Genomic DNA, 25,401 nt, shown 5'->3' on the forward strand with positions numbered 1-25,401 from the left:
ATTATCTCATGTTGCGTTTGAAAACTCTATTATCAGGCGTTTCTCTTCGCTTCAATCGCTAGTAGCAAAGCACCTGTCATACCTGCCTTGTCCTCAAGTCCAGGAGAGACAATGTATGTATCAAGCGGCGGCATGTCGACATAATCATTGACATACGCAGCCAGCTTCTCTCGAATGAGCGGAAATAGCTGTTTTTGCTTCATGACGCCTCCACCCATGATAATGCGTTCTGGGCTTAATATCAGCGTGTATTGCATTAATGCCTGTGCTAAATAATCTGCTTCAAGAGACCAAACTTCTTCTTCTTCGGTAAGCTCTTTAGCTGGCTTTCCCCACCTTGCCTCAATAGCTGGTCCTGCCGCCAGTCCTTCTAAGCAAGTACCATGCGCCGGGCAGACACCTGCAAACTGATCTGATTCATGCTGCCTGACCAGGATGTGTCCCATTTCTGGATGTGAGTGACCGTGGAGAAGCTCATTTTTCACAACAGCCCCGGCACCAATCCCCGTACCGACCGTGATATACAGACAGCTGCTTAGCCCTTTGGCGGCCCCTTTTGTCAGTTCACCTAATGCTGCGGCATTGACATCTGTCGTAAAAGACACCGGTACACCTAATTGTTTCTCCAGCTCAGGTATCAACGGGTAATGCTTCCATTCAACTTTCGGCGTATTCATGATGTAACCGTAAGAAGGATCGTCTTTCTGGACACAAATCGGTCCAAAGGAACCAACCCCTAATGCTGCAATTTCATGTTGCTGAAAAAATGGAATAAGTGATTGGATGGTTTTTTCCGGGTGCTCTGTTGGAATGGTTAATTCCTCTATGATATCCCCATGCTCATTGCCAATGGCACAGCAGAACTTTGTCCCCCCAGCTTCAATCGCTCCGTAATATGTCATCCTGCATCTCCCCCTGCTCGTCTCTTTTTTTCATCATAAAACAAAGGGGAGAAGATGACAACATCATGTATTGGTCAGTAAGACTGCTTCCATGTCATTGATATACTCCCTTAAATGATGAGCAATATCACGATTGATTTCGCCATTTTCATATAAAGTTTGGATTTCATTACGAATCGTCTGTACGGCTTGGAAGTTAAGCTCTTTCTTCTTCCGGTCAAACGTACGATCCTTTTGCTGGAAGAAAGAAGGACCATGTTCACAGCGGAAAATCACTTGATTGTAAAACCCAATGACTTGATGACACGTTTGTTGATTGTCTTCGGTCATATGGTGCTTAATAGAATCCACCGCAGCTTCAGCCGTTTTCTTGCGGATTTGTTTATACGATTCCTCGTTTTCTAATATGCCGCTCGAAATACGCTGATGCGGACGCCACAATTGAAGCCATTGTAGTAAGCGCAGAAACTTCACTTTTGAGAAACGAATTTTAAAGGAGTTGGAATAGAGCATTTCCAGCTCATGAAATCTCTCTTGCAGCTCATATGCTTCTTCTTTGTCGATTTTCTCTTCCTCAATCAACTGCTGAAGTTTCATCTGTTCTGCTTTAATACCATGCAGTCTGATTTTTCTCTCTTGTTTTCTCATACCAAACTGGTACGGTTCCCGCTGAATATTTCGTAGCTTCATTCGGAAATCATTGATGAGTGCAAGGGAGACTTCTCGATTGTCCTCATTCATTCCTTCTTTTAACGTTTTAATGGCACTTCTCAGCAGCTTCCGTTTTGCGTGCTGAATCTTTGTATCTAAGTCCACATCCACTTGCTTATCTTTTTTCTCCGATAAAATAGGCAGTAGCACACTCGCTAAAATGAGTGTACATAAAATGACGCCTGCTGCGAGGAAAATAATTAAATGACGCTCAGGGAATGGTGAGCCGTCTGCAAGCGTAAACGGGATGGAGAAAGCACCCGCTAATGTAACAGCACCACGAACACCAGAGAATGTCATCAGCATGGAAGCACGCAGCTTCGGTTTTTTCGCGTTCTTCTTTTTCGATACACTCCAGTTCCCTGCCCAGAACAGCCATACCCATAGGAATCTGAGAATCATCAGACAGAATGTAATGATTAAAATGTAACTGATGACCTGCATATTATTAAAGGCTTCATCTTGGAAAATGACAGTCGATACATCAGGAATTTGTAACCCAAGTAAAACGAAAACAAGGCCATTTAAAATAAATAAAATAATATTCCACGTGTTTGAAGAAGCAATTTGCAGCTTTGCTAAATTCGCTTCCATTCGGTCTTGCTCGATGGCATGTGTCACACCACCGGCAACAACGGCTAAAATGCCAGATACGCCAATTTCTTCCGCTGCTAAATAAATCACAAACGGCGTGAGGATTTGCAGGATGATGTGCATTGTGACATCGTCCATGCCTAAACGGCGGAGAAAATAGCGGAAACGAATGATAAAAAACGACAGAATAAATCCGGTCAATAATCCGCCAGCAGCAATCAGAACAAAGCTAAAGGATGCCTCTGCAATGGAAAATGCCCCTGTAACCGTTGCTGCAATAGCAAATTTAAAAGCAACAAGTCCTGACGCATCGTTCATCAGCCCTTCGCCTTCCAGCAGTCTCATGATCCCCTTCGGCATATTCACACGGCTGGAAAGGGCACTTACAGCCACTACATCTGTCGGTGATAAAATCGCTGCAAGCGCAAATGCAGCTGGAAGTGGTATGCTTGGAATCATCCAATGGATGGTATATCCTGCGACAATGACCGTCGCAAATACGAGCCCTAAAGCTAATAGAAGAATGGGCGCTCTTAATTTCCACAGCTCGTCCCTTGGGGTACGCTTCCCATCATTAAATAACAGCGGTGCAATGAATAAAACGAAGAATAGCTCAGGATTTAAAGAAATATGTAAACCTGAAGGAAAAGCTGCGACCAATATCCCTAAACCCACTTGGATTAATGGTACTGGAATAAAGGGCAGAAAACGATTGATAATATTAGATGATGCAATGAGTGCTAGTAGTACGAGCACTGCCAAAAAAATCTCCACTAGTACATGTCCCTCCCATTTCATTTTTTCCGTCATGTTTTGCTTACATGCAAAGATGTGTTCATTTCTTTCTGATCCATCCGTTCGGTCATGAGCGTTTCATTAGTATCCCGCAAAAAGCGAAACCAACACATAACAATCCATCTAGGCAAAAAAAGACTGAATCTACATATTCAGTCAAATGACAATATTTTCATCTCGTGTATTGTTCCAATGATGAATAAAGAACCTACTTTTATTTTACACGAAAACAGCTTGACCTGCTGACATCAAGCTCGAATAACACATAAAAAAAAGAGCGACATCGCCCTTTTCTTTACCCTTTATTTAAAAAATAAGACCTAGCGGGAAGCCGCCATTTGAATAAGTAGGAACAAACCCTGCATATGACGAGGATGACAAACAGCAGATATAAAGCAAGCTCTCCTTGCGCTAAGCCGAGTCCGACGAGTAAGCCGCCAAGGGCTGCCCATACTGCGTAAATCTCTGCTTTTAGCACAAGTGGCTTTCGTCCTGCTAATAAATCACGCACAATGCCGCCGCCGCTTCCAGTCAAAATGGCTGCCACAATGACCGCACTGAGCGGGAGCTCTCTTTGTACAGCAAATAATGCGCCTTGAATCGCAAAGGCTGCTAAACCGATCGCATCCGAGAAATTCCCCCACGTGCTCCAGTGCTTGAGCAAAAGCTTTGGAAATAGGAACACGATCGTAATGGATACAAGGGCAATGGTAAACATTTTGCCCTGTGACCATAAAGCAGACACCGGAAGACCAATTAATAGATTCCGAATCGCTCCCCCGCCAAATGCTGTGACAATTCCTAAAATGTACACACCAAGAATATCGTACTCTTCTTCCATTGCGACAATCGCACCACTAATGGCGAATGCCACAATGCCAATAATACTTAACACTTCCCATGCCATTTTCCGCTTATCTCCTTACCATTGTCTGATCATCTAACACTCTCCCCTTAATGTATATCTGACACAAATGAAAAGCAATACAAATTTTCTTTAAATTTTATCTTTTTGCAAAAATAAAAAATAGCCTACTTTTAAGCAGGCTCAGATTGTTGACAAAGGGATAAAATGATCTTGATTTTAGCCCTTTGTCTACTTTCAGCGTGATAGAAAACCTTTGCAGTCTAGGAAAGACGAGCACTGGAGCGAATTTGACATTCGTGAGCACCAGCGCACAGGAATGACACCGAATGCGAGGGTTTGTCTACACGCTGATAGCCTGCTTTTAAGCAGGCTATCTCCTCAATCTTCTTTTGCATTTAAAAGCAGCATACTAATGATGATCAGAATAAATGCAATGAGAGCTAAGAGTGGAATGGTGATAAAACCAAACCAGTTCAGATAATCAACGGAACAGGGAATACCGCTTAGACAAGGACGAATCGATGCAAAGCCTGGAATCTTTTGTTCCATATAATGATAGATGGAAAAGCAAGCACCAATCCCGGCCAAAGGGAGAACGTAGCACTTCACTTTGACATCTCCACGAAATGTAGCAATTCCAAGTAAAAGCACAAGCGGATACATGAAAATGCGCTGAAACCAGCACATATCACATGGAATAAACTTCTTTACTTCACTTAAATACAGGCTGCTCATCGTCGCCACAATCGAGACGATCCAAGCGCTGTATAAGTAAATCAGTTTATTTTTCATGATTTTTTCCCTTTCAGCTCTTGATCAATTAATTCTTTGATTTCATCATAGTCATAAAAGTTTTGGACTTGTTTATTGTTAATGAAAATAGTTGGTGTTCCATTTACTTTGTATTGATTCACCAGCTGATCATCTGTGTTCAGCTGTGGCTGATATGTTTTCTTTGATAGGTTATCTTTCAGCTTGTCCGTATCAATTTTCGTTGTCTTCTTCGCCAATTCGGTGAGCTTTGCTGGCGTTACCCATTCTGCTTCACTATCTGGTTGTGCGTTGTAGACCGCTTCATGAAATGCCCAGAAGTTTTTCGGATCTTCTTTCCACACTTCTTCAGAAGCCAGTGCTGCTAATACCGCACCGTCCCCATGAACAGGCAGTGGTAAGTTAATAAATGAGAAGGATACATCGCCATTATCTATGTAGTCTGCTTTCAATTTTGGGAAAATGTCTGTCTCAAATGATTTACATGATGGACATTTGTAGTCCCCAAACTCGACAACTTGCACTTTTGCCTTTTGATCTCCCATGACAGGCTGTCCTTTAATAGACGGCTTACTGTCGACTGTTTGTGCTTCTTGGCTGTTGTTGTTACCGATCACAACGAAAATACCGATGAGAAGAGCTGCAATGATGGTTAATATAACTGCAAACTTGATGGATGAAGATTGATTATTTTTTTTACTCACAAAAGCACCTACCTTATCTTTTTCATTCATTCCTTCACAAAGAAAAAGGATAACAGCTCAGGAAAATGCCATTATCCAACTTCTTCTATTTTAACAAGAGGGGGTCTATTATGAAAGACGCTATTCATGAATTTTTCCTTACAATTTTATTTCATGACCCTCATCGCATTTAAAACAGCCAGTACAGTGACACCAACATCCGAGAAGACGGCTTCCCACATTGTTGCAATACCGAATGCACCAAGTATGAGAAAGACGGCTTTCACCCCAAGAGCAAACGCAATATTCTGCCATACGATGGCTCTCGTTCTTTTAGCGACAGCAATAGCTTCCGCTACCTTCGATGGCTGATCTGTCATAATCACAATATCAGCCGCTTCAACTGCTGCATCTGAACCAAGTCCACCCATGGCAATACCAATATCCGCTCTTGCCAAAACCGGCGTATCGTTTATGCCATCACCAACAAACAATAATTTGTCTTGAGATGCTTTTTTCTCATACATGTCTTCGATTTTGGCGACTTTATCCTGTGGCAATAATTCAGTGTGAACTTCGTCAATGCCGATCTGCTGTGCGACTGCATTTCCTACTTGCGCAGCATCCCCTGTAAGCATCACGGTTTGAATGCCCGCAGCTTTTAGAGAAGATATCGCTTCAACTGCATCGTCTTTTACTTCATCTGCAATCAAGATAGATCCCGCAAATTCACCGTCTATTGCTAAATAAACAACCGTTCCGCTTCGTTTTTCTTTTTCAAAAGCAATGCCCTCTCGTTCCATAAGACGATGGTTACCTGCCAATACATGGGCTCCGCGAATTGTCGCTTTGATCCCATGACCCGCAATATCCTCGTAAGATTCGATCTGGCTCTCATCAAGAGACGCTCCGTAAGCCGCCTTAATCGATTCTGCAATCGGATGCGAAGAATGCGCTTCTGCCAGCGCTGCAAAAGAAAGCAATTCCTCTTCTGACCATTTCTCATTCGCTGCTTCGATATGAGTAACTGTAAAGTTCCCTTTTGTCAAAGTACCTGTTTTATCAAACACCGCATAGCGGACAGAGTTCAAGGCTTCTAAGTAGTTACTGCCTTTCACTAAAATGCCTCGTTTTGATGCGGCACCAATTCCGCCAAAGAAACCTAATGGAATGGATACAACGAGAGCACATGGACACGAAATGACAAGAAAGACAAGTGCCCGGTACACCCAATCAGACAATTGAGCTGATGGGATGAGAAGCGGTGGTACAAAGGCAAGCAATAAAGCTAGCACGACCACAGCAGGTGTATAATATTTAGCGAACTTTGTGATAAAGTTTTCTGTCTGCGCTTTACGGCTGCTTGCATTTTCGACTAAATCCAAAATTTTCGTAACCGCTGACTCACTGAGCTCTTTTTGCACTTCAATTTCAAGAATGCCGTTTTGGTTCACAAATCCAGCAAGCACTTCTTTTCCTGCTTCCACATCTCTTGGAACAGACTCCCCAGTTAGTGCAGAGGTATCCACAAGAGAATAACCGTCTATCACACGTCCATCCAAAGGAATTTTTTCACCTGGTTTGACGACAATACGGTCACCAGCTTTGACTTCTTCCGGCTTTACCTTTTTTGTTTCTTGACCCACTTTGAGGTTTGCGTATTCTGGACGGATATTCATTAATTCGCTAATTGATTTTCTAGAGCGGTTCACAGCTGCCCCTTGGAACAGTTCACCAATTTGGTAAAACAGCATGACTGCAAGTGCCTCAGGATACTGCTGAATCACAAAAGCACCAACTGTAGCTATGGTCATTAAGAAGTTCTCATCAAATACTTGACCACGCACAATATTTTTCAGTGCTTTCAAGACAACATCTCCGCCAACTAGTAAATACGCGGCGAAAAACATGATGAACTTCAGTAAGCCATTGTCAGGTATAAAATAAGCCGCTGTTCCAATGACTGCACCACCAATTAATTTCAGTACAATCGTTTTTAAATTCTTTGTTCCATGATCGTGGTGATGTCCTTCTTCTTTTGGTGATACACTCACATGAGGTTCAATGGACTGAACGGTTTTTTCAATACGCTTTGACATCGTTTCTTGTGCATCAGCATGTGTCACAGTTAATGTACCCGTCGCAAAATTAATTGAGCAGGCTTCCACTCCTTCGAGTTTGCTGACACCTGTTTCAATTTTACGTGCACAGTTTCCACAATCGAGACCGCTTAATACGTATTCATCCTTCATCTTTTTCATGTTCTCACCTTTTTCTATATAAGTAGCCTTCCCTGATTCAATCAAACCTATCAGCTGCTGTAGATATTATATATGAGCACATATTCATATATTGAATTACCCTTATTATATGAGGAGTTCTTACAAACTGTCAATCATTTATAAGCAAATGTTTGAGATTTTTCGTATTCAAGGATGTCACGTGAATTTTCAATAATCCATGCTCATGTCCCCTCTTCGTTGCATAACATAAAAACGATCGCTTGATGGGAATATTCAGCATTTCTCTTTACAAAAGAAGGACATACGATTAGAATAAGATGAAAGTTTCCCTAAGGAAACAAATTAGCGTTAGAGAATCATTTCATCCTTTAGTCAAAATTATTAAATGTATGCATATATTTTTAGGAAACGCAATTGATGATCGAAAGGGGCCTTAAGAGATGTCATATGCTTTAACAATCGACCGCCTGTATGTCTCATACCACGGACAGGATGCACTAGAAAACGTCTCTCTTTCCATACAGGAAGGAACAATGACTGGAATCATTGGTCCAAATGGTGCTGGTAAATCGACTTTATTGAAAGCATGTTTGGATTTAATTGAAAAGGATCAAGGCGACATTCGTTTTTTTGAACAACCCTTTAAACAAGTGAGAAAACAGATCGCCTATGTACCGCAAAGAAATGATCTAGACTGGACGTTTCCTATCCATGTACTGGATACCGTACTGCTTGGCACATACCCAAAGCTCGGATTGATCAAACGACCGAAAAAAGAGGACCGTGCCTATGCGTACCATTGCTTAGAAAAGGTCGGGATGCAGGACTTTGCCAAAAGACAGATTGGGGAATTATCCGGCGGTCAGCAGCAGCGTGTCTTCCTTGCGCGAGCACTCGCTCAAAACGCACAGCTCTTTTGTTTAGATGAACCATTTGTCGGAATTGATATGGCAAGTGAAGAAACGATGATCCGCATTTTGAAGGAATTACGAGATGAAGGAAAAACCATTCTGGTCGTCCACCATGACTTAAGTAAAGCCGATGATTACTTCAGCCATCTCGTTCTTCTAAATAAGAAGCTGGTCAAAGCAGGGCCTGTCCATGATATTCTTCGTCCTGAGGTCATGCTCCAAGCATACGAAACACAGCTGCCATTTTTAAAATCAGCAGGAGGAGACGCGTAATGGAATTCTTAACCGGACTTTTTGAATATGCGTTTTTACAAAAAGCGTTATTTACATCCGTTATGGTAGGGATCATCTGCGGCGTCATTGGCTGCTTTATCATTTTACGGGGAATGGCTTTGATGGGAGATGCGATTTCACACGCTGTACTTCCAGGTGTCGCCATCTCTTATATGCTCGGCATTAACTTTTTCTTTGGTGCGGTTCTAACTGGTGTACTTACAGCCATCGGCATCGGATATGTCAGTCAAAACAGCCGCATTAAAAATGATTCTGCCATCGGGATCGTATTCACTGCTTTTTTTTCCATTGGGATCATTTTGATTACATTTTTGAAAAGTTCCAGCGATTTATATCATATCTTGTTTGGAAACGTACTAGCCGTTCGTTCATCTGATATGTGGATCACGCTTGGCATCGGCATTTTCATTTTACTGGCTGTCATTGTTTTCTACAAAGAACTGCTCATTAGTTCATTTGATCCAGTGATTTCTTCGGTTTACGGTTTACCGAATCGCATGATCCATTATTTCCTCATGACCTTATTGACCTTAGTGACCGTGGCATCCCTGCAAACTGTAGGTATTATTCTTGTTGTTGCAATGCTTATTACACCAGCTGCCACCGCTTATTTATTGACAGACCGGCTATGGATCATGATTTATTTATCTGCTTTTTTTGGAGCAGTTTCAGCCGTCGTAGGACTTGGGCTCAGCTTTACGTATAACTTGTCGTCTGGTGCTTCCATTGTGCTGGTCGCGACCATATTATTCGGCAGTGCCTTTATCTTTTCACCGAAACAAGGGATATTGTGGAGATCCTTAAAATCGAAGCGAAAACGAACACAGTTAAAAAAGGAAGCGTCTATGTAAAAGGAGGACATATATGAAGAAGGTATTAGCAATCCGTTTGACCGCAGTATGTATTGCCCTTTTGGTCATCGCAGGCTGTTCTACTCAGCAAAAAAGTTCCGGAAAAGATGACGGTAAATTAAAAGTTGTCACGACCTACTCCATTCTTTATGACATTGTGAAGGAAGTAGGAGGACAGCATGTCTCTATTCACAGCATTGTTCCCATTGGTACAGACCCACATGAATTTGACCCACTGCCAAAGGATGTTCAGTATACGACGGATGCAGACCTTATTCTATCTAATGGCTTGAACCTTGAAACAGGGAATGGCTGGTTTCAAAAACTGCTTGAATCGAGCGGCAAGGACGGGGATGATGCACCTGTAGCCGAACTGAGTAAAGGTGTCAAAGTGAAGCATTTGTCTTCAAAAGGGCTTGAAAGCCAGCAGGACCCACACGCATGGCTGAATGTCGAGAATGGGATTCTTTATGCGCAAAATGCCAGAGATGCGCTCATTCAAGCAGATCCTGAGCATAAAGAGGATTACGAGAAAAATGCTGAAACCTATATCAAAAAGCTTCAAACGCTTCACGATGAAGCAAAAGACAAGTTTGATCAACTCCCAAAAGACAAAAAACTCCTTGTCACAAGCGAAGGGGCATTCAAATATTTTGCGGATGCGTACGGACTGAAAGCCGGCTACATTTGGGAGATCAACACAGAAAGTGAAGGGACACCTGGACAAATGAAGCGCATCATTCATTTTGTCAAAGACCATCAAGTTCCTGCCCTTTTTCTTGAAACAAGTGTAGATAAGCGCAGCCTTGAAAGCCTATCTGAGGAAACCGGAGTTCCGATTAAGGGGAAAGTATTTACGGATTCTATTGGCAAAGAAGGTGAAGATGGGGACAGCTACTATAAGATGATGAAATGGAATATTGACACCATTTATAAAGGACTGTCATCATAAGAAAAGACAGGTGGAGTAAATCCGCCTGTCTTTTTTGTCATCCTGCTATATTTTCCGGGTGTTTTTTCGGCCAAATGACGTAGCTGATGCTAATGATGAAATCAATGGTTAAGACCATCCCCCACACACTGACAAGCTGCATCAGAGATTCCGTTCGTTCTGGTGCTTGGATGAGATAGGTCAATCCATATAATAGCCCCGCTCCGATGACATAAGAGATGAAATGACGCGTCCAGCCCACCATTTCATACAAAGACCGCTCCTTCCCGTACTTTGGTTTTCCCTTCGGCTTAGGGCCTCCTGCAAAACGATAAGCAAACTTAGCATCCGCCCATTTCACCATTTGATGTCCAAAGGCCAGACTCACACCAATATAAACAGCCGCAAGCCCGTGAATGACGCTCGCCACAGCCCCTTGCTTTAAATCTATATAAGTAGCCGCAAGAAGGATGAGATCTAAAACCGGCGTACAGACAAGAAAGAAAGCACCCCATTTTTTCTGTTTAAACACATAACGCAGTGTTAAGCCCATTAGAATAAACAGCCAAAAACCAATTTCACATGCCACAATCAATAAACCGACCAATTTTCCCCACATCCTTTTTTAATACGATTGTATTAAATAAAAAATAACACAACTGTGTTAAAAAAACAATAGCTGTGCTAAAATCAAGGTATGCCAAAAATCGTCGATCACCATAAACAAAAACAAAAGGTCGCTCAAGCTGCTATGAGAGTGATTAAACAAGAGGGATTGGAAAGCGCTTCTGTACGAAAAATAGCCGTAGAAGCTGGCATTTCAGCCGGCTCTATGCGTCATTATTTTTCCACACAGCAAGAATTATTTCTATTCTCCATGAATTTAATTCAGGAAAGAGTGAAGGAGCGAATTGCTAAGCTTCCATTAAACGGTTCAACAGAGGAAAATGTATTCACTTTATTGGAGCAGGTTCTTCCACTAGACGAAGAACGAATATTTGAAATGGAGGTGTGGCAGGCTTTTACAGTCAAGGCACTGACTGAACCAGATTTACAACCGCTCAATGCAAAGATGTATGACGAGCTTTTTCAAACCGTTCAATTTTGCTTAATGAAATTGAACGAGGATGAGCTACTGCTAGATCATATCGATCTTTTATTAGAAACTGAGCGGCTTTATGCGGTCATCAATGGGCTTGCATTGAATGGAATCGTACAGCCCCATCGTTTACCGCCTCAGCTCATGCGCTCCGTGCTGCAGATGCATCTTCAATCCATCACAAAAAAAGACATGCCCTCCTTATAGAGAGCATGTCTTTTTAATCTTCCATAAAAATACGTTTCGCCTCGTAATAGAGCACCTGTACAAATTTCTTCACATTGATACGTGTGTGCTCTTCTCTTCCACTTGTCTCTTTTGTGAGTTCACTCATTTTCTTACGCACAATGGTAAAATCGAAAAATTTTGATGCATAGTTTTCAAAGGTTGGGTGAGAAAAATCGGTTAACCCGAGCGAGGCGATGTGTTTCAATGATTGGTTGATCGCACGTCTTACCCGCTGTTCCGCTGCTTTTGCTTCTCTTGCGATGTCTGCTGATGTAAAAGGTTCGTTTAATTTATCCTCTGTAATGCCAGTGAAAATCACTTTTAATGAAGGAAAAGAGTCGTGCTGATCGGCATGTAACGCTAAATACTGATCTGTGAAAAGAATCATATCTAGTAAATCCTTAGACCCCTTTTCACCGACAATCCCAAGCTCCGCGAGCAAAAACTGACCTGCCTCTGCAAGACTTTTCCCGCGCTGCTTCGTTTTTGTCTGTCCGCGCTGCTGGAACTGCATGACCGATTTGAGCGAATGCTGAATATTTTCAATCGAGTGCTCTAAATGCAGTCGTTCAATCATGAGATGGAGCACACTTAAGACCTCTACCCGATTGATCGGCTTTGTCACATAATACTCGACACCGAGCGTATATGCCTGGCCGATGAGTTCCTTTGTTTCTACCTGTGACAGCATTAAATATTTCCCATGAAATTCATCCTTGATCGCTCGAATCGTCTCAAGACCGTCCCTTTCAGGCATCAGAAGATCAATACACAAGATATCAATATGCAAATCATTTAAGTAGCTCGCTGTTACTTCAGCACCATCCTCTGCTTCCCCTGCCACAATGCCAAGCTCTTCATCTTCAATGAGCTGTGCCAGTGAAGAACGAACAGCTTCATCATCATCAACAATAAAAAATCTCATCTCCCATTCCCCTCTTTTCTGCTGACTTGATCAATTGGTATCGTTAAAGTGAACATCGTTTGTTGATTTGGGATACTCTTCATTTCAACACTTCCGCCAAGCTTCTCGGCTGTGTCTTTCACATAGGAAAGACCGATGCCGCTTGATGGGTTCCCGGCTTGGTCGTATTTTAAAGTGAAGCCCGGTTTAAAGATCACATGATGGTTACGCTCTTTAATGCCTGGCCCGTTGTCACTGATTTGAAAAATCACATCATTCTCTTTCCGTGAAATGGATAGTGATACCTCTCCATTCACCGGAATGGCTTCAACGGCATTGGATACAATGTTATTTAATAAAGATAGAATGGTATACACGTGATAAGCGGGATGCTGCCCATCTTCATCATAATGAAAAACGATGTGTTTTTTAAGAGATTCCGCGTAATTTTCATGGATGCGGATCACAAGTCCAGCGATATGAGCAGGACTTGCATACTCCTGAAAGTTTTCCTCATGAATCAGTTTTGATAAGGCAGAAAAAATCCGCTGATTATCCTTTTTGATTTCGTGTACCTCACCTGCAATTTGCAGGGCTGTTTTTCCGAGTTTTTTCAAATCTAATGATTCCGTATCCTTTGCATGATGCAGAGATTGATACAATTGATATGAAGTAGCTGTAATGTGCTCAGCATGTGCAAGGGTTTTATAAAAATATGTAGATTCCGTATAAAGATTTGACAGCAGCATCAACAGGTGTTCCTTTTCCTTCTTCATTTGGCGCTCTCTCGCCTGTTCTTCGTATAATCGAATCATCGTATAACAAGCCAATACAAAAGAGCTTCTGAAAATCGCCAATACAAATAGTTGAAACAGCGTTCTCACTGTTAAAATTTCATCAATGGCTCCCCTGAGTGCAATCATTTCGACTACACTTGCACATAGTTCCATGATAATCCCTGTCGCCCCAATGAGCCAAGGCTTATCACGGAAACGTCTGACCTGTAATACATAAAAAAGCGTACCATAGACGACGTAATACAGCAGGGAAGGAAATCTTAAAGAAACGGCCTCTTCCAGCGCTAAGTGGCCTGATACAGCGGTATCAAGAAGCACCCGAAATGCAAACACTGATCCCCCCGCAATGATACCGCTTGCCCATGCCGGGAATTTTTTCATTTGAAGCAGGATAAAGAAAAAGACAACGGTTCCAAAGCTGACCCGAAAGCTATCCTCAAATGGATAAAATTTCAGCTCTCCCCCAATCGGAGTCAGAACAATGAGCATGATAATTAAATAAGGCTCTGTATTCAACCATTTTTTCAGTAGATTCAAACGCAGTCACATCCCTAATAATTGACGATAGTATACTATGTGAGCTTCAGAAAAACAAACAGTCCATGAAAAAACGCACACCGGACATTTGTCGGTGTGCGCTTCTCATGATGCCGCTTAATCTTCTAAACGATCCTTTTCTAAAAGTGATGCACCAGCAATACCTGGTTTCGTCATTTCAAAAGGATTTAAGATGACATCAAGCTCTTCCTCTGATAACACATCATTTTGCAGACAAAGCTCACGTACAGATACGCCTGTAAGAATCGCTTCTCTCGCAATTCGTGCAGCAGCTTCATAACCAATATGCGGATTGACCGCCGTCATGACACCGGCACTCTTTTCTACATATTCTTTTAATCTAGATTCATCTGCTTTTAGGTCACGCAAGCAGTTATCGACAAAGGATTCAAATACATTTTTCATCATGCTGAGAGACTGTAGTAAGTTGAATATTAAAACTGGCTCCATGACGTTCAGTTCAAGCTGACCAGCCTCTGATGCAAGGCAGATCGTGTGGTCATTTCCAATGACTTGGAATGCCACTTGGTTCATGACCTCAGGCATCACTGGGTTGACTTTCCCTGGCATGATAGATGAACCTGGCTGTCTCGGCGGCAAGTGCAGCTCACCAAAGCCTGCTCTAGGACCTGAAGCCATCAAACGAATATCGTTTGCCATTTTGGACATATTCATCATACATACTTTCAGTGCAGCTGATACTTCTGTATAAGCATCTGTATTTTGCGTAGCATCGACCAAATCTTCTGCTCCAACTAACGGCAATCCGCTAATGTCAGCTAGATAACCAACTACCTGGCGAATATATTTAGGATCAGCATTCAGTCCTGTTCCAACTGCTGTTGCGCCCATATTGACTTCATATAAATGCTGTCTAGACTGCTTGATTCGTTTAATATCACGAGCAAGAACCTTTGCATATGCACTAAACTCTTGACCAAGTCTGATTGGAACAGCGTCCTGAAGATGCGTACGTCCCATTTTGATGACATGATCGAATTCTTGCGCTTTTTCTGTCATGACTTGATGCATGTTTTCCATCGTATAAAGTAGTTTTTCAATCATATTCAATGTTGAAATATGAATCGCTGTTGGGAAAACGTCGTTTGTTGACTGCGACATGTTCACATGCGTGTTTGGACTTAGCTCAGTATAAGCGCCTTTTTCCTTTCCTAGTAGTTCAAGCGCTCTGTTTGCAATGACTTCATTGGCATTCATATTCATTGAAGTGCCAGCCCCGCCTTGAATTGGATCGACAATAAATTGATTGTTCCATTTTCCTTCAATAACCTCATCTGCGGCTTGAACAATTTTTTCTCCAAGACCAGCATATAGTCGCTTTGTATCCATATTTGCAAGTGCGGCTGCCTTTTTGACAATCCCTAATGCTTTGATGAGTTCCTCATGAACATGGTAGCCAGTAATTGGAAAGTTCTCTACTGCACGTAATGTTTGAATTCCATAATACGCTTGAGTGTCTACTTCCTTTTCACCTAGAAAGTCTCGTTCGATACGAACTTGCTTGTCCTGTAGCTTCGTCATTTGAAAAGATCTCCTTTTACGCTGCTTTTGTTTGTTGTTTTAATTCCTCAATATACTTCTTCGATTTCTCTTGATCAAACACTTTTTCCCACTTAGACATGACAATGGCTGCAAGTGAGTTACCAAATACGTTAACAGTTGTACGAACCATGTCAAGGATACGGTCGATCCCAACGATGAAGGCAAGTCCTTCAAGTGGAAGTCCCATTGCTCCAAGTGTTGTGATCACAACAACGATCGATGCACCTGGTACACCAGCCATTCCTTTTGATGTGAGCATTAAGATTAATAGTAACGTAATTTGCTCATAGATGGAAAGAGGCATGCCGTACATTTGTGCAACAAATATGGCGGCAATGGATTGATAGATGGCACTTCCATCTAAGTTAAAGGTATAGCCTGTTGGGATAACGAACGACGTGATCGCTTTCGGGCAGCCGAACTTCTCCATTTTATCCATTAATCTAGGCAATACAGCTTCTGAACTTGCTGTTGAGAATGCAAGAATGATTTCTTCTTTTAACACTCTAAATAGTGTAAAGACGCTTGTTCCAGCTAATTTTGCGATAATGCCAAGTACGACAATAACGAAGAATGCCATTGTGCCGTAAACGACAAGTACCAGTTTACCTAGCGGGAGAAGCGCTCCGACCCCGAATTTGATCACCGTCACACTGATGAGCGCGAATACACCAAATGGTGCAAACTTCATCACTTTATTGGTCACCCAGAACATCGCTTCGAGGATGCCCTCAAAAAATCCTAACACTGGTTTTCCTTTGTCTCCAACTGCTGCAATTCCTAATCCGAATAACACTGTAAAGAAGATTGTTGGTAATAGATCACCTTCTGCAATGGATTGGAACACGTTTGTTGGCACAAGATGCACAATCGTTTCAGAGAAACTAGCTTTTTCGGCAGAAGACTTAGATGTCTCTTCATATTTAGAGATATCGCCTTTCTCCATGTTACTCATATCAATTCCTGTACCAGGATGGAAAACGTTTGCTGCAAGCAGTCCAACTGCTAATGCAATCGTTGTCACAATTTCGAAGTAAAGAATCGTTTTCCCACCGAGTCTTCCGATGGTTTTCATATCGCCTACACCTGCAACGGCTACAATCAATGCAGCAATAACAATTGGAAGAACGATCATTTTAATTAAGTGGATGAATATATCGCCAATCGGCGTTAACACATTAATAACGGTTTCATTTTGATAAAATAGTGCTCCTACGACAACACCCAAAACAAGTGCGATGAGTATTTGAGAAGCTAACCCTAACTTTTTCATACGTGGACCCCCTTTTTTTGATAACGCTTTCTTTGTTGCCTAATCGCATCTTAACGATGAACCTACAAAAAACGACAAAAAGGAACAAAAAGAAGTGGATTTTTTATGAAAAATCTTTTAAAAGGTGGGTTTTTCCATAAAATTGTTAAAAAAAGACTTCGCTTTTGGCGAAGTCTCAGGTTGTTGAGAAGAGCTAAAATGAACTTTATGTTAGCTCTTTGTGATAGAAATCCATTGAAGTCTAGAAAGGGCGAGCACCGAAGCGCAGGACTTACACCGAATGCGAGGACTTCGCTTCTGATGGAGTCTCATGTTGCATATGATCAGCTGGCGGCTCTTGAAGAGGAGAAAGTTCGACATAAATCGCATAGCCTATCAGTACAAAGGCTACATAAATCACAGCACTCAACGTCCACACCCATTTGACATTCAGCTTCATTTTGCCACACCCTCTCTGACAGGTTTCAATCGCTGTAATCTTAGTGCGTTCAGCACAACCGATACAGAACTAAAGGCCATTGCCGCTCCTGCAAGCCATGGTGCCAGGAACCCAAATGCGGCGACTGGTATGCCAATACAATTGTAAGCAAGTGCCCAAAATAGATTCTGTTTAATGTTTCTCATCGTTTTTCTGCTAAATTCAAGTGCATCTGCAATGGCATGGAGATCTCCTGTCATGAGCGTAATATCTGCCGCTTCCATGGCAACATCTGTACCTGTTCCGACAGCCATCCCGATATTTGCTGTTGCAAGGGCAGGGGCATCATTGATGCCGTCTCCAACCATCGCCACTTTTTTTCCTTGTTTCTGAAGCGCTGCAATATGAGCCGCTTTTTCCTCTGGAAGAACTTCAGCAATGACATGATCTATGCCTGCCTCACTCGCAATTGCTTCTGCTGTGCGTTTGTTATCTCCTGTCATCATCACGACGTGAATCCCTTGCTCTTTGAGACGAGCGACCGCTTGAGAAGAAGACGATTTGATTGTATCAGCAACGGCGACAATACCTGCTGGCTCGCCGTCAATGGCAATGAGCATCGCCGTTTTTCCTTGTTCTTCAAGCTCAGTCACAACTGCTTCTAGTGCTTCGCAGCTGATATGATGTTTCTTTAGGAGCTTCCGTGTGCCAATCAAAAGCTCATGTCCTGCAGCTCTTGCTTCAATTCCATGACCAGGATCTGCTTGAAAGGCTTCTACCTCGACCGCTTGGAGACCCCGATTCTTCATGCCTTCTGTGATCGCTCTGGCAAGTGGATGCTCTGACTGCTGTTCTGCCGATCCTGCTAACTGAAGCAGCGTATCTTCTGTCCAATTGGCAGACGCAATCACATCTGTAAGACTCGGCTCCCCTTTTGTCACAGTCCCTGTTTTATCTAGCACTACTGTATCTAGTGATTGGGTTATCTCTAAATGCTCTCCGCCTTTAAACAGAATCCCTGATTCAGCTGCCCGGCCGCTGCCTGCCATAATAGAGGTCGGTGTAGCAAGACCAAGCGCACAAGGACATGCGATGACGATGACCGCTATAAAGGTTTCAAGTGCAGATGTCACATTTCCTGGATCAACAAAGATATACCAAATCAGAAAAGTGAGCACAGCCAATCCTACAACAATGGGGACAAATATCCCTGAAATTTGATCTGCCATTCTTTGAATTGGTGCTTTTGAGCCTTGCGCTTGTTCGACGACTCGAATGATTTGTGAAAGAGCCGTTTCTTTTCCTACTTTTGTTGCTTTCACTTTCACAAATCCATTTTTATTGATGGTTGCCCCGATGACTGTATCTCCTGTGGTTTTATCAACTGGCAGACTTTCTCCTGTAATCATCGATTCGTCGATCGCTGTTGTTCCTTCGATGATTTCTCCGTCTACCGGGACTTTTTCACCTGGCTTGACGAACACAAGATCATTCACTTTCACTTCAGAAATAGGAACGGTCATTTCTTTTCCATCTCGCTCTATCACAGCTTCTTTCGCTTGTAAGCCCATCAGTTTTTGAATCGCTTCTGATGATCTCCCTTTCGCTCTTGCTTCCATTAACTTTCCGAGCACAATCAACGTAATCAGCACAGCACTCGTTTCATAATAGAGGGCCGCTTCATGTGTGCCTTGAACCGCTGATTGAATACTTTCATATAAACTATAGAAAAAAGCAGCAGATGTCCCTAGTGCCACAAGGACATCCATATTGGCACTTTTATTTTTCAACGCTTTATAAGCACCTACATAAAAAGGCCAGCCGACAATGAACTGGACGGGCGCTGCTAATGCGAGCTGAACCCATGGATTCATAAACGCTTCTGGCAACCAAATAAACGATGTGAAAGAAAAATGACTGACCATTGCCCAAAGAAGAGGCAATGACAAAATCATCGAGAACAAAAAGCGTGCCGTTTGTTTCTCAATCGCTACTTGGCGATGGTCTTTTTTCCCTTCCTCTGCATGCTCTTCGGCTGGTTCAATTAATGAATACCCAATGGATTTCACAGCCTCTTTTATGTCACTTGGAGATATTTTCCCTGGATGATATGTCACCTGAAGTGACTCAAGCGCAAAGTTCACTGATCCTTGATCAATACCATCCATCCGGTTGACTTTTTTCTCAATTCGGTTTGCACAAGCCGCACATGTCATTCCCTCTATATCAAATTCGGCTTGCTCCATCACCACATCATAGCCAAGAGATTGAATTTTTTGTTTTAGATCCTCTGCTGTAAGTTGTTCTGTTTCATACACAATGTGGGATGTTTCAAGCGCAAAGTTCACACTGGCGTCGTCCACACCTTCCAACCTGTTCAAGCCCTTTTCAATGCGGCCTGCACAGGCGGCGCAAGTCATTCCCGTAATTTGAAAATCAATTTCTTTTTTCATTTATCTCACCTCTCCACATACTCCATGGGGGTATTGTTATTTTTAAAAAAATACGTGCTGTCTTATGCAGCACGTATGCTCATTTTATACGACATCATATCCCTGTTCTTCAATGACATCAGAGATCTGGTGTAACGTGATTTGATCTGGGTGAAAGGAAACCTCCACCTGACCCTTATCTAAATGGACTTTCACAGATTCAACACCTGCTAATTCTCCTACATTTCCTTCGACTGCTTTCACACAATGTCCGCAAGACATGCCTTGCACTTGTAGTGTTGCTTGTTCCACTTCTCATCGCCTCCATCAATCATTTTCTATTTTTACTATACCCTAGTAGGGTATCATTGTAAACATAAATGATCTGCATTTTGCTACGATTTTGTCAGCTTCGTGAAGACATTCATTAACTCCTCAATGGCTTCATCCCCATTACCGCTCTTAATGGCATCCGCTACGCAGTGATGTGTATGCTTTTCCATTAATTGAAGACTCACTTTTTTTAAAGCTGCATTGACAGCAGAAATTTGATTCACGACATCTATGCAGTAACGATCGTTTTCAATCATTTGCTGAATCCCTCGCACTTGACCTTCCACTCGTTTTAAGCGATTGATTAATTGCTCTTTTTCCTTCTCAGCTCTAGGCGAAGCGATATGTCTTTCTTCATGTTCTGTCATCTGATCACCTTTTTTCTATCATACTTGTGTTACATTCAATTAAAGCATATCTTCACCTGAAAAGGCAAAGATATGCTGTGATCACCGTTTGCTTATCCTAGTTTGTTAGTTGTTCAATATCTTGCAAAAGGTTGACCGATTGCTGAAGCTGCTTCATGAGCCCTTGTTGATCCTCTAAAATAGCTGCAGCATTGAAGTTGTCCATTTTCAATTGCTGTAAATAGGTTTGAATCTCCTCTGACAGCACTTTATTTTTCTCTATGATTTGTGCATGCAGGTCTTCTGCTATTGATGGGGCTGTGAGTTCATTAAATTCTTGAATGTCTGCTTTCAATGATTCCAGCTGCTGCGTCAAATCTGCTCTTTTGGCAGCATCTTGTACAGCTTCTTCCGCAAGCTGTGGAAAATCCTCTGTGAATTGCTGAATATCTGTCACATACTCATTTGCCTCAGTGACATATGTCGTTGTATCGTTTACTTGGTCTAGCAGTCCTGAACATCCACTTAACAAAAACGTACCGGTAAATAGAAACGCCATCACATATTGTTTCAAGATCCATCATCCTTTCATCTGTATGTTGAAACCCCTCATTTGTCCAGCTTCCAACCACACAGATGCAAAAAGACCTTAAAAAAAGCCAGACCTTTGCCTCATGTGTGATAGGCAAAGGTCTGGCTAACATGTTCATGCCGGAATGGCCGAGAAACAACGGATGTTTCTGTAATGACGACCAAACCGTAAAAGCTACTCCCCTTTAGGAAACCGTTCAAATGTTATGTTTATCATATCTAAATGAAGGACAACAGTCAATGAGAAGCAGGCGGAAGATCCTGCTTTTGGTATAGCATATAGTCCGAACCAGTTGATGCATAAATCCGATTACGTCCTTGGCGTTTTGACATATACAAGGCTTGATCTGCCTCAAATAGAAGCGTTTCTAATATAGAGGGATCATTCGCTGTATGGGCGACGCCAAAGCTTGCTGTCACTCTTACTTTTTTCTCATCTGTCTGAAAGAAACTCACTTCAAATGAATGTCTCATCTGTTCCGCAATATGACATGCCTCTTCAAATGAATGATGCGGCAGACAAATGGCGAACTCTTCTCCACCATATCGGCCAAATAAATCATCCATCTTCAAATGCTGCTGACAAATGGACACAACATGACGCAACGCCTCGTCTCCAATATGATGTCCATGCGTATCATTGATTTGTTTAAAGAAATCAATATCAAATAGCAATATCGCAGTATCCTGCGCATCCTCTTCCAATAACATCTGCGTTCGTTCAATAAAGGAAGACCGATTGAAGATATTCGTCAAACCATCAATATACGCTCGACGCTCCAGCTCTTCCTGCAATAGTCGCTGCTCCGTAACATCGCTGATCACAATTTGCCTGCCCTCGACTTCGCCTCTTCTATTAAAAAGAGAAGAAGCAGTGAGATGATAATAGAAGGGCTGCTCTTTTTCCCACATTAAATCATACTGTGAATGATCCTTCGGAGAACGCAGCCACTGTATAAACGCTGGCTCTTTGATGATCCCTGAGAATATATCATCGATTTTATAGCCGATTCCCTTTTTAGCGAGCACAGGAATGATCAATGCAGCCGCAGGGTTATAATCAATCAGTGTTCGGTATCGATCCAATAGAAGAACACCTTCTGACATATGTTCAAACACACGCTCCATCGCAATGGGAGAGAGCTTAAAGAGATGAAAAGACATAATCGCCCATAAGTAGAGTGCGTTGGTTAAAAACATCACCACTGGTACTGGGTCAATGTGAAAAGGCGTGACACCTAATAAATAGATAAAAGAGGTCGTGATCGGTAATAATATTCCAACGAGCAAGATCAGCACCTGTTTCAAATATTCTTTCTTCACACGTAAAAACCAAAGCAGCATAAAAATAGCGAGCATAGAACAGCCAAATGTATAGACCCCATGAATGATATACCAATAACCAATGGTGAAATCAGCTAATAAAAACCCGTCTACTGTATTCATCGTGATGCTTCGGTAAAAGAGTGAATGAAAAGAGTTGGTGAACACCAGAATGGTGGTTAAAATTGGAATCAACAAGAAGAGAAGCACGCGGCGCTTTGTTACATATTGATGGAAACCAGTAAACTGCAGCACAATCATCAGGCTGAACGGTGCAATAAACGGAAGACCTATGTATTGAAAACTAACCCAAAATGTAATTTCTTGAGGGGTGCGCGCCAATAATTCAAATGTATGTCCAAAAATATAAATCGCAGTTGCTCCAGACATATACATAAACAATTGACAGCCAATATACCGATGGCGATTTGCATGAGCAATGATTGATAATATTACGGACAGAATGCCAGAAACACTCATGATCACAATAAAATGTAAAACAATCGAATCCATGTAAACGCCCCAATTTCAGTTATTTAGAACTAGTCTAATCTTACTATATATGAGGACGTCTCAAATGGGAAGATGTGATTTTGATTTGGTTGGCGGTTTTTTGGAAAGCGTTCGTCATTTTACTAGTCGTGGTGCCCCATCTATTCATTACTTCTTACTTAATTTAAGGATAAAGCATATTGTTGCAAGTGAAATATCTGTACAATGTGGAGATGAATGAAAAGGAGGCTTGATAGGAGATGACTTTTTTGATCATCATGACAGGTTTGTTTATGCTGATTCTTTTAGAGAAGCCATTTCAGAAGAAACGATCTGGGCTGTTATTTTTAATGAGTTATTTGCTGCTGATTGCGGTTTATGTGATTCAGACAACATTTGTGGAGATCATGTCGGATGGGCTTTTGATGATGATGGCGTTGATTGTGGTTTGTCCTTTGTTTGTTCGGTTGGTTCGTTTTCCTCGAGGAACTTACATGAAAAGTAAGAAGGATGACAGTATGTAGCATCCTTCTTACTTTGTGAACTAAACTCGTTATTCTTAAAACCCACTGAGCTTTGTAAAGCAGACGTCTTTTTCTTTACTTAATTATGAATTTGATTTATCTTTTTGTTTTTCATTTGCTTTATTGTCTTTCATTTTACTCATCTCTTTTTTAGCATTATCCACTTCTTCTAAAGCTTTTTTCATTCTAGAATTCATGAAACTTAAATCATCATCACTGACTTTATCTCGCTTGATTACTTTTAAGATATCTTTGAAAAGTGATTCAAATTTGTCATCCGCTTTCACCAAGTACTCGTTTACTTTTTTATACGTATCAGGAACTTTAACTTCTTTGTCTTTGGCATCGTTGAGTAATTCTCTCATACTATCAATCTTTGTCTCAACATCACTAGCCCATTCTTTATCGTAAACCTCGTCTAAAGGAACCAACGATAAAACAAAAGACATAATTCTTTCTTCAAACCGTTTTAGATATCCCTTATACCATGATGCATATTCGCTATCAGTCATTTTTTCTATTTTTTCTTGTTTTGCTGCTGCTTTGTTTGATGATGAACCGTTTGCTGATTCATTTTTACCGCATGCTGTACCCATCATCAATGTAAATACTAAAAGAAATACTGATATGATTGTCTTTTTGTTTGTTTTCATTTTTATGAATTACTCCTTATCCTTTGAGACTTTTTCTAATTCGTCAACTACTTTAGTTGTTTCATCATATGCTTTGTAGGGTCTATTCGAACTTTTTTCTTTTATCTAAATTGTCCCCCTAACATTATCTGGTGATATTTCCCTACAAATTATCATCGGTTAAAAAATAGGTATATTTAGGTATTCTTCCTAATTTTCTAATAAAAAATTCTATAAGAAACAACCTAAGCATCTATCTTCCAGACACTAGATACGACGGCTTCTGAAAGTTGAGAAAGAAGCTACATTGCCGAATGGCTTCATAATTTTTAAATTCTAAGTGTGAAATGAATTAGATGAAGTATATGAAAGTATAATAAAGAGGTTAAAAAATGAAGTTAGATAATCTTCTAATAAATAAAGAGTGGACATAAAGGAGAACTTACGAATGACTTTTAATGAATTAATGGAACTTTCAGAAGAAGAATTTATAAATTATGATTTCAAAAGAGAGGTTTTTGATTTAAGAAATTTAATATATGATGAAAAAAACCCTATTGCAAATATTATTCTATATAAAGGTAACATTTATGGTTCCCAATCTGATTGTGATAGATTACCTTTGACCCTCGAAATATACAAACGCTTATGGGGAAATCAATTTGAATTCTGGAATACTAAACAAACAGATTTTGTTGAGGCAAATGGAGAAACAATGAATTCATTTGTAACTCCTTACAAAGCCTTTTATAAGGAGACATATGATTTATCCAATCCTATGTTTAAAGATTATGCAAAATTAACACACACAGTAGGTAATTTTATACCTGTATACGCCATCAAAAATAATAAAAATTGGTTTTCTCCTTTTAATAGCAAACGTTATAAATCTACCTATGATTATTGGGATCTAACTTTGAACCATATTAAAGTAATTTTAAATGATTTTATGAATAGTAATGATTCTATTGAGATTTTTTTAGAAAACACAATGAACAATAACACTTTTAAGTATAAAAAATATATTATTGAATCTGCTAAGTGGATTTTAAGTTTTAAAACTTGGCCTAATTTTGTGGAGAAGAATTTTTTGCAGAGCTTTTTAGAAAACCCAAAAGATTTAACCAGTGAACCAAAAGAATTTTGGCGCAATCACTTTAAAGGAACAGTTAGTACCAAAGATGAAAATAATCTGAGTGAATTTTTAACTTTTGTTAATCAAGCTATTCTTGAACGAAGTTCACTTATATATAAACAACTGAAACTAAATTATGAATTCCTATAATATTTGTAACAGCAACATATAGCAAAAGTTCATTGCAACTATAAAATT

At 41.0% G+C, this 25,401-nt stretch carries 24 protein-coding genes; 6 read left to right on the forward strand and 18 right to left on the reverse strand.

The window, feature by feature from the left end; genetic code table 11:
- Positions 1-32 precede the first annotated feature (32 nt).
- From NSQ64_RS17175 to NSQ64_RS17200, 6 genes are all read right to left on the reverse strand, one after another.
- Positions 33-902, reverse strand: a complete 870-nt coding sequence (locus tag NSQ64_RS17175) for an ROK family protein (protein ID WP_035389396.1) — start codon at positions 900-902, stop codon at positions 33-35.
- A gap of 63 nt (positions 903-965) precedes the next feature.
- Positions 966-2,981 (reverse strand): Na+/H+ antiporter, encoded by a 2,016-nt coding sequence (locus NSQ64_RS17180; protein ID WP_024719813.1) that lies wholly within the window; start codon positions 2,979-2,981, stop codon positions 966-968.
- Positions 2,982-3,297: 316 nt separating this feature from the next.
- Positions 3,298-3,909, reverse strand: a complete 612-nt coding sequence (locus NSQ64_RS17185) for a trimeric intracellular cation channel family protein (RefSeq protein WP_007500242.1) — start codon at positions 3,907-3,909, stop codon at positions 3,298-3,300.
- 339 nt (positions 3,910-4,248) lie between these two features.
- Positions 4,249-4,662 carry a disulfide oxidoreductase gene (locus tag NSQ64_RS17190; protein WP_144666044.1) on the reverse strand — a complete coding sequence of 138 codons (414 nt, stop codon included), beginning with the start codon at positions 4,660-4,662 and terminating at the stop codon, positions 4,249-4,251.
- Complete coding sequence (locus NSQ64_RS17195) at positions 4,659-5,345, reverse strand: DsbA family protein (protein ID WP_396466467.1); 687 nt, start codon at positions 5,343-5,345, stop codon at positions 4,659-4,661. The genes NSQ64_RS17190 and NSQ64_RS17195 overlap by 4 nt, the downstream gene beginning before the upstream one ends.
- Positions 5,346-5,491: 146 nt before the next feature.
- Positions 5,492-7,585, reverse strand: a complete 2,094-nt coding sequence (locus tag NSQ64_RS17200) for a heavy metal translocating P-type ATPase (protein WP_341017475.1) — start codon at positions 7,583-7,585, stop codon at positions 5,492-5,494.
- Between the two features lie 422 nt (positions 7,586-8,007).
- On the opposite strand from NSQ64_RS17200, the gene NSQ64_RS17205 reads away from it, so the two are divergent.
- From NSQ64_RS17205 to NSQ64_RS17215, 3 genes are read left to right on the forward strand one after another with little or no spacing between them, the layout of a single operon-like run.
- Complete coding sequence (locus NSQ64_RS17205) at positions 8,008-8,751, forward strand: metal ABC transporter ATP-binding protein (protein ID WP_019743627.1); 744 nt, start codon at positions 8,008-8,010, stop codon at positions 8,749-8,751.
- On the forward strand, positions 8,751-9,623 hold the full coding sequence (locus NSQ64_RS17210) for a metal ABC transporter permease (protein WP_007500236.1): 873 nt from the start codon (positions 8,751-8,753) through the stop codon (positions 9,621-9,623). The genes NSQ64_RS17205 and NSQ64_RS17210 overlap by 1 nt, the downstream gene beginning before the upstream one ends.
- 13 nt (positions 9,624-9,636) lie before the next feature.
- Complete coding sequence (locus tag NSQ64_RS17215; RefSeq protein WP_341017477.1) at positions 9,637-10,575, forward strand: metal ABC transporter substrate-binding protein; 939 nt, start codon at positions 9,637-9,639, stop codon at positions 10,573-10,575.
- A gap of 37 nt (positions 10,576-10,612) precedes the next feature.
- Here NSQ64_RS17215 and NSQ64_RS17220 read toward each other — a convergent pair whose 3' ends face one another.
- Positions 10,613-11,161 carry a hypothetical protein gene (locus tag NSQ64_RS17220; RefSeq protein WP_047945414.1) on the reverse strand — a complete coding sequence of 183 codons (549 nt, stop codon included), beginning with the start codon at positions 11,159-11,161 and terminating at the stop codon, positions 10,613-10,615.
- A 90-nt stretch (positions 11,162-11,251) separates the two neighbouring features.
- Between NSQ64_RS17220 and NSQ64_RS17225 the strand changes: the two genes are divergently transcribed.
- Positions 11,252-11,860 carry a TetR/AcrR family transcriptional regulator gene (locus tag NSQ64_RS17225; protein WP_041091908.1) on the forward strand — a complete coding sequence of 203 codons (609 nt, stop codon included), beginning with the start codon at positions 11,252-11,254 and terminating at the stop codon, positions 11,858-11,860.
- Between the two features lie 13 nt (positions 11,861-11,873).
- On the opposite strand, the gene NSQ64_RS17230 is transcribed toward NSQ64_RS17225, so the two are convergent.
- The 10 genes from NSQ64_RS17230 to NSQ64_RS17275 all read right to left on the reverse strand — a co-directional run bounded on the left by NSQ64_RS17230 (position 11,874) and on the right by NSQ64_RS17275 (position 22,933).
- Entirely contained in the window at positions 11,874-12,806 is a 933-nt protein-coding gene (locus tag NSQ64_RS17230) for a response regulator (RefSeq protein ID WP_039168273.1), read from the reverse strand.
- Positions 12,803-14,119 carry a sensor histidine kinase gene (locus NSQ64_RS17235; RefSeq protein WP_341017481.1) on the reverse strand — a complete coding sequence of 439 codons (1,317 nt, stop codon included), beginning with the start codon at positions 14,117-14,119 and terminating at the stop codon, positions 12,803-12,805. The genes NSQ64_RS17230 and NSQ64_RS17235 overlap by 4 nt, the downstream gene beginning before the upstream one ends.
- Positions 14,120-14,236: 117 nt before the next feature.
- Complete coding sequence (gene aspA / locus NSQ64_RS17240; RefSeq protein WP_035701391.1) at positions 14,237-15,682, reverse strand: aspartate ammonia-lyase; 1,446 nt, start codon at positions 15,680-15,682, stop codon at positions 14,237-14,239.
- Between the two features lie 16 nt (positions 15,683-15,698).
- A complete protein-coding gene (locus NSQ64_RS17245; RefSeq protein WP_007500222.1) occupies positions 15,699-16,976 on the reverse strand; it encodes a cation:dicarboxylate symporter family transporter in 1,278 nt (425 codons plus the stop codon).
- 271 nt (positions 16,977-17,247) lie between these two features.
- Complete coding sequence (locus NSQ64_RS17250; RefSeq protein ID WP_341017484.1) at positions 17,248-17,415, reverse strand: hypothetical protein; 168 nt, start codon at positions 17,413-17,415, stop codon at positions 17,248-17,250.
- Entirely contained in the window at positions 17,412-19,847 is a 2,436-nt protein-coding gene (locus NSQ64_RS17255) for a heavy metal translocating P-type ATPase (protein WP_341017486.1), read from the reverse strand. The genes NSQ64_RS17250 and NSQ64_RS17255 overlap by 4 nt, the downstream gene beginning before the upstream one ends.
- A gap of 84 nt (positions 19,848-19,931) precedes the next feature.
- Complete coding sequence (gene copZ, locus NSQ64_RS17260) at positions 19,932-20,138, reverse strand: copper chaperone CopZ (protein ID WP_017368060.1); 207 nt, start codon at positions 20,136-20,138, stop codon at positions 19,932-19,934.
- A gap of 83 nt (positions 20,139-20,221) precedes the next feature.
- Positions 20,222-20,527: a metal-sensing transcriptional repressor gene (locus NSQ64_RS17265; RefSeq protein ID WP_017359234.1), complete on the reverse strand. Its 306-nt coding sequence runs from the start codon at positions 20,525-20,527 to the stop codon at positions 20,222-20,224.
- Between the two features lie 97 nt (positions 20,528-20,624).
- Positions 20,625-21,080 (reverse strand): DUF6376 family protein, encoded by a 456-nt coding sequence (locus NSQ64_RS17270; protein ID WP_341017488.1) that lies wholly within the window; start codon positions 21,078-21,080, stop codon positions 20,625-20,627.
- A 254-nt stretch (positions 21,081-21,334) separates the two neighbouring features.
- Positions 21,335-22,933, reverse strand: coding sequence for a histidine kinase N-terminal 7TM domain-containing diguanylate cyclase (locus tag NSQ64_RS17275; protein ID WP_073412728.1), 1,599 nt, complete (start codon positions 22,931-22,933; stop codon positions 21,335-21,337).
- A gap of 239 nt (positions 22,934-23,172) precedes the next feature.
- On the opposite strand from NSQ64_RS17275, the gene NSQ64_RS17280 reads away from it, so the two are divergent.
- Complete coding sequence (locus NSQ64_RS17280) at positions 23,173-23,436, forward strand: hypothetical protein (RefSeq protein ID WP_341017491.1); 264 nt, start codon at positions 23,173-23,175, stop codon at positions 23,434-23,436.
- Positions 23,437-23,519: 83 nt separating this feature from the next.
- On the opposite strand, the gene NSQ64_RS17285 is transcribed toward NSQ64_RS17280, so the two are convergent.
- Positions 23,520-24,089: a hypothetical protein gene (locus NSQ64_RS17285; protein WP_268418468.1), complete on the reverse strand. Its 570-nt coding sequence runs from the start codon at positions 24,087-24,089 to the stop codon at positions 23,520-23,522.
- A gap of 427 nt (positions 24,090-24,516) precedes the next feature.
- Between NSQ64_RS17285 and NSQ64_RS17290 the strand changes: the two genes are divergently transcribed.
- Positions 24,517-25,353, forward strand: a complete 837-nt coding sequence (locus tag NSQ64_RS17290; RefSeq protein WP_057079077.1) for a hypothetical protein — start codon at positions 24,517-24,519, stop codon at positions 25,351-25,353.
- Positions 25,354-25,401 lie beyond the last annotated feature (48 nt).

It is taken from the genome of Bacillus sp. FSL W8-0183 (genome assembly GCF_038006825.1).
Lineage (GTDB): Bacteria > Bacillota > Bacilli > Bacillales > Bacillaceae > Bacillus > Bacillus altitudinis.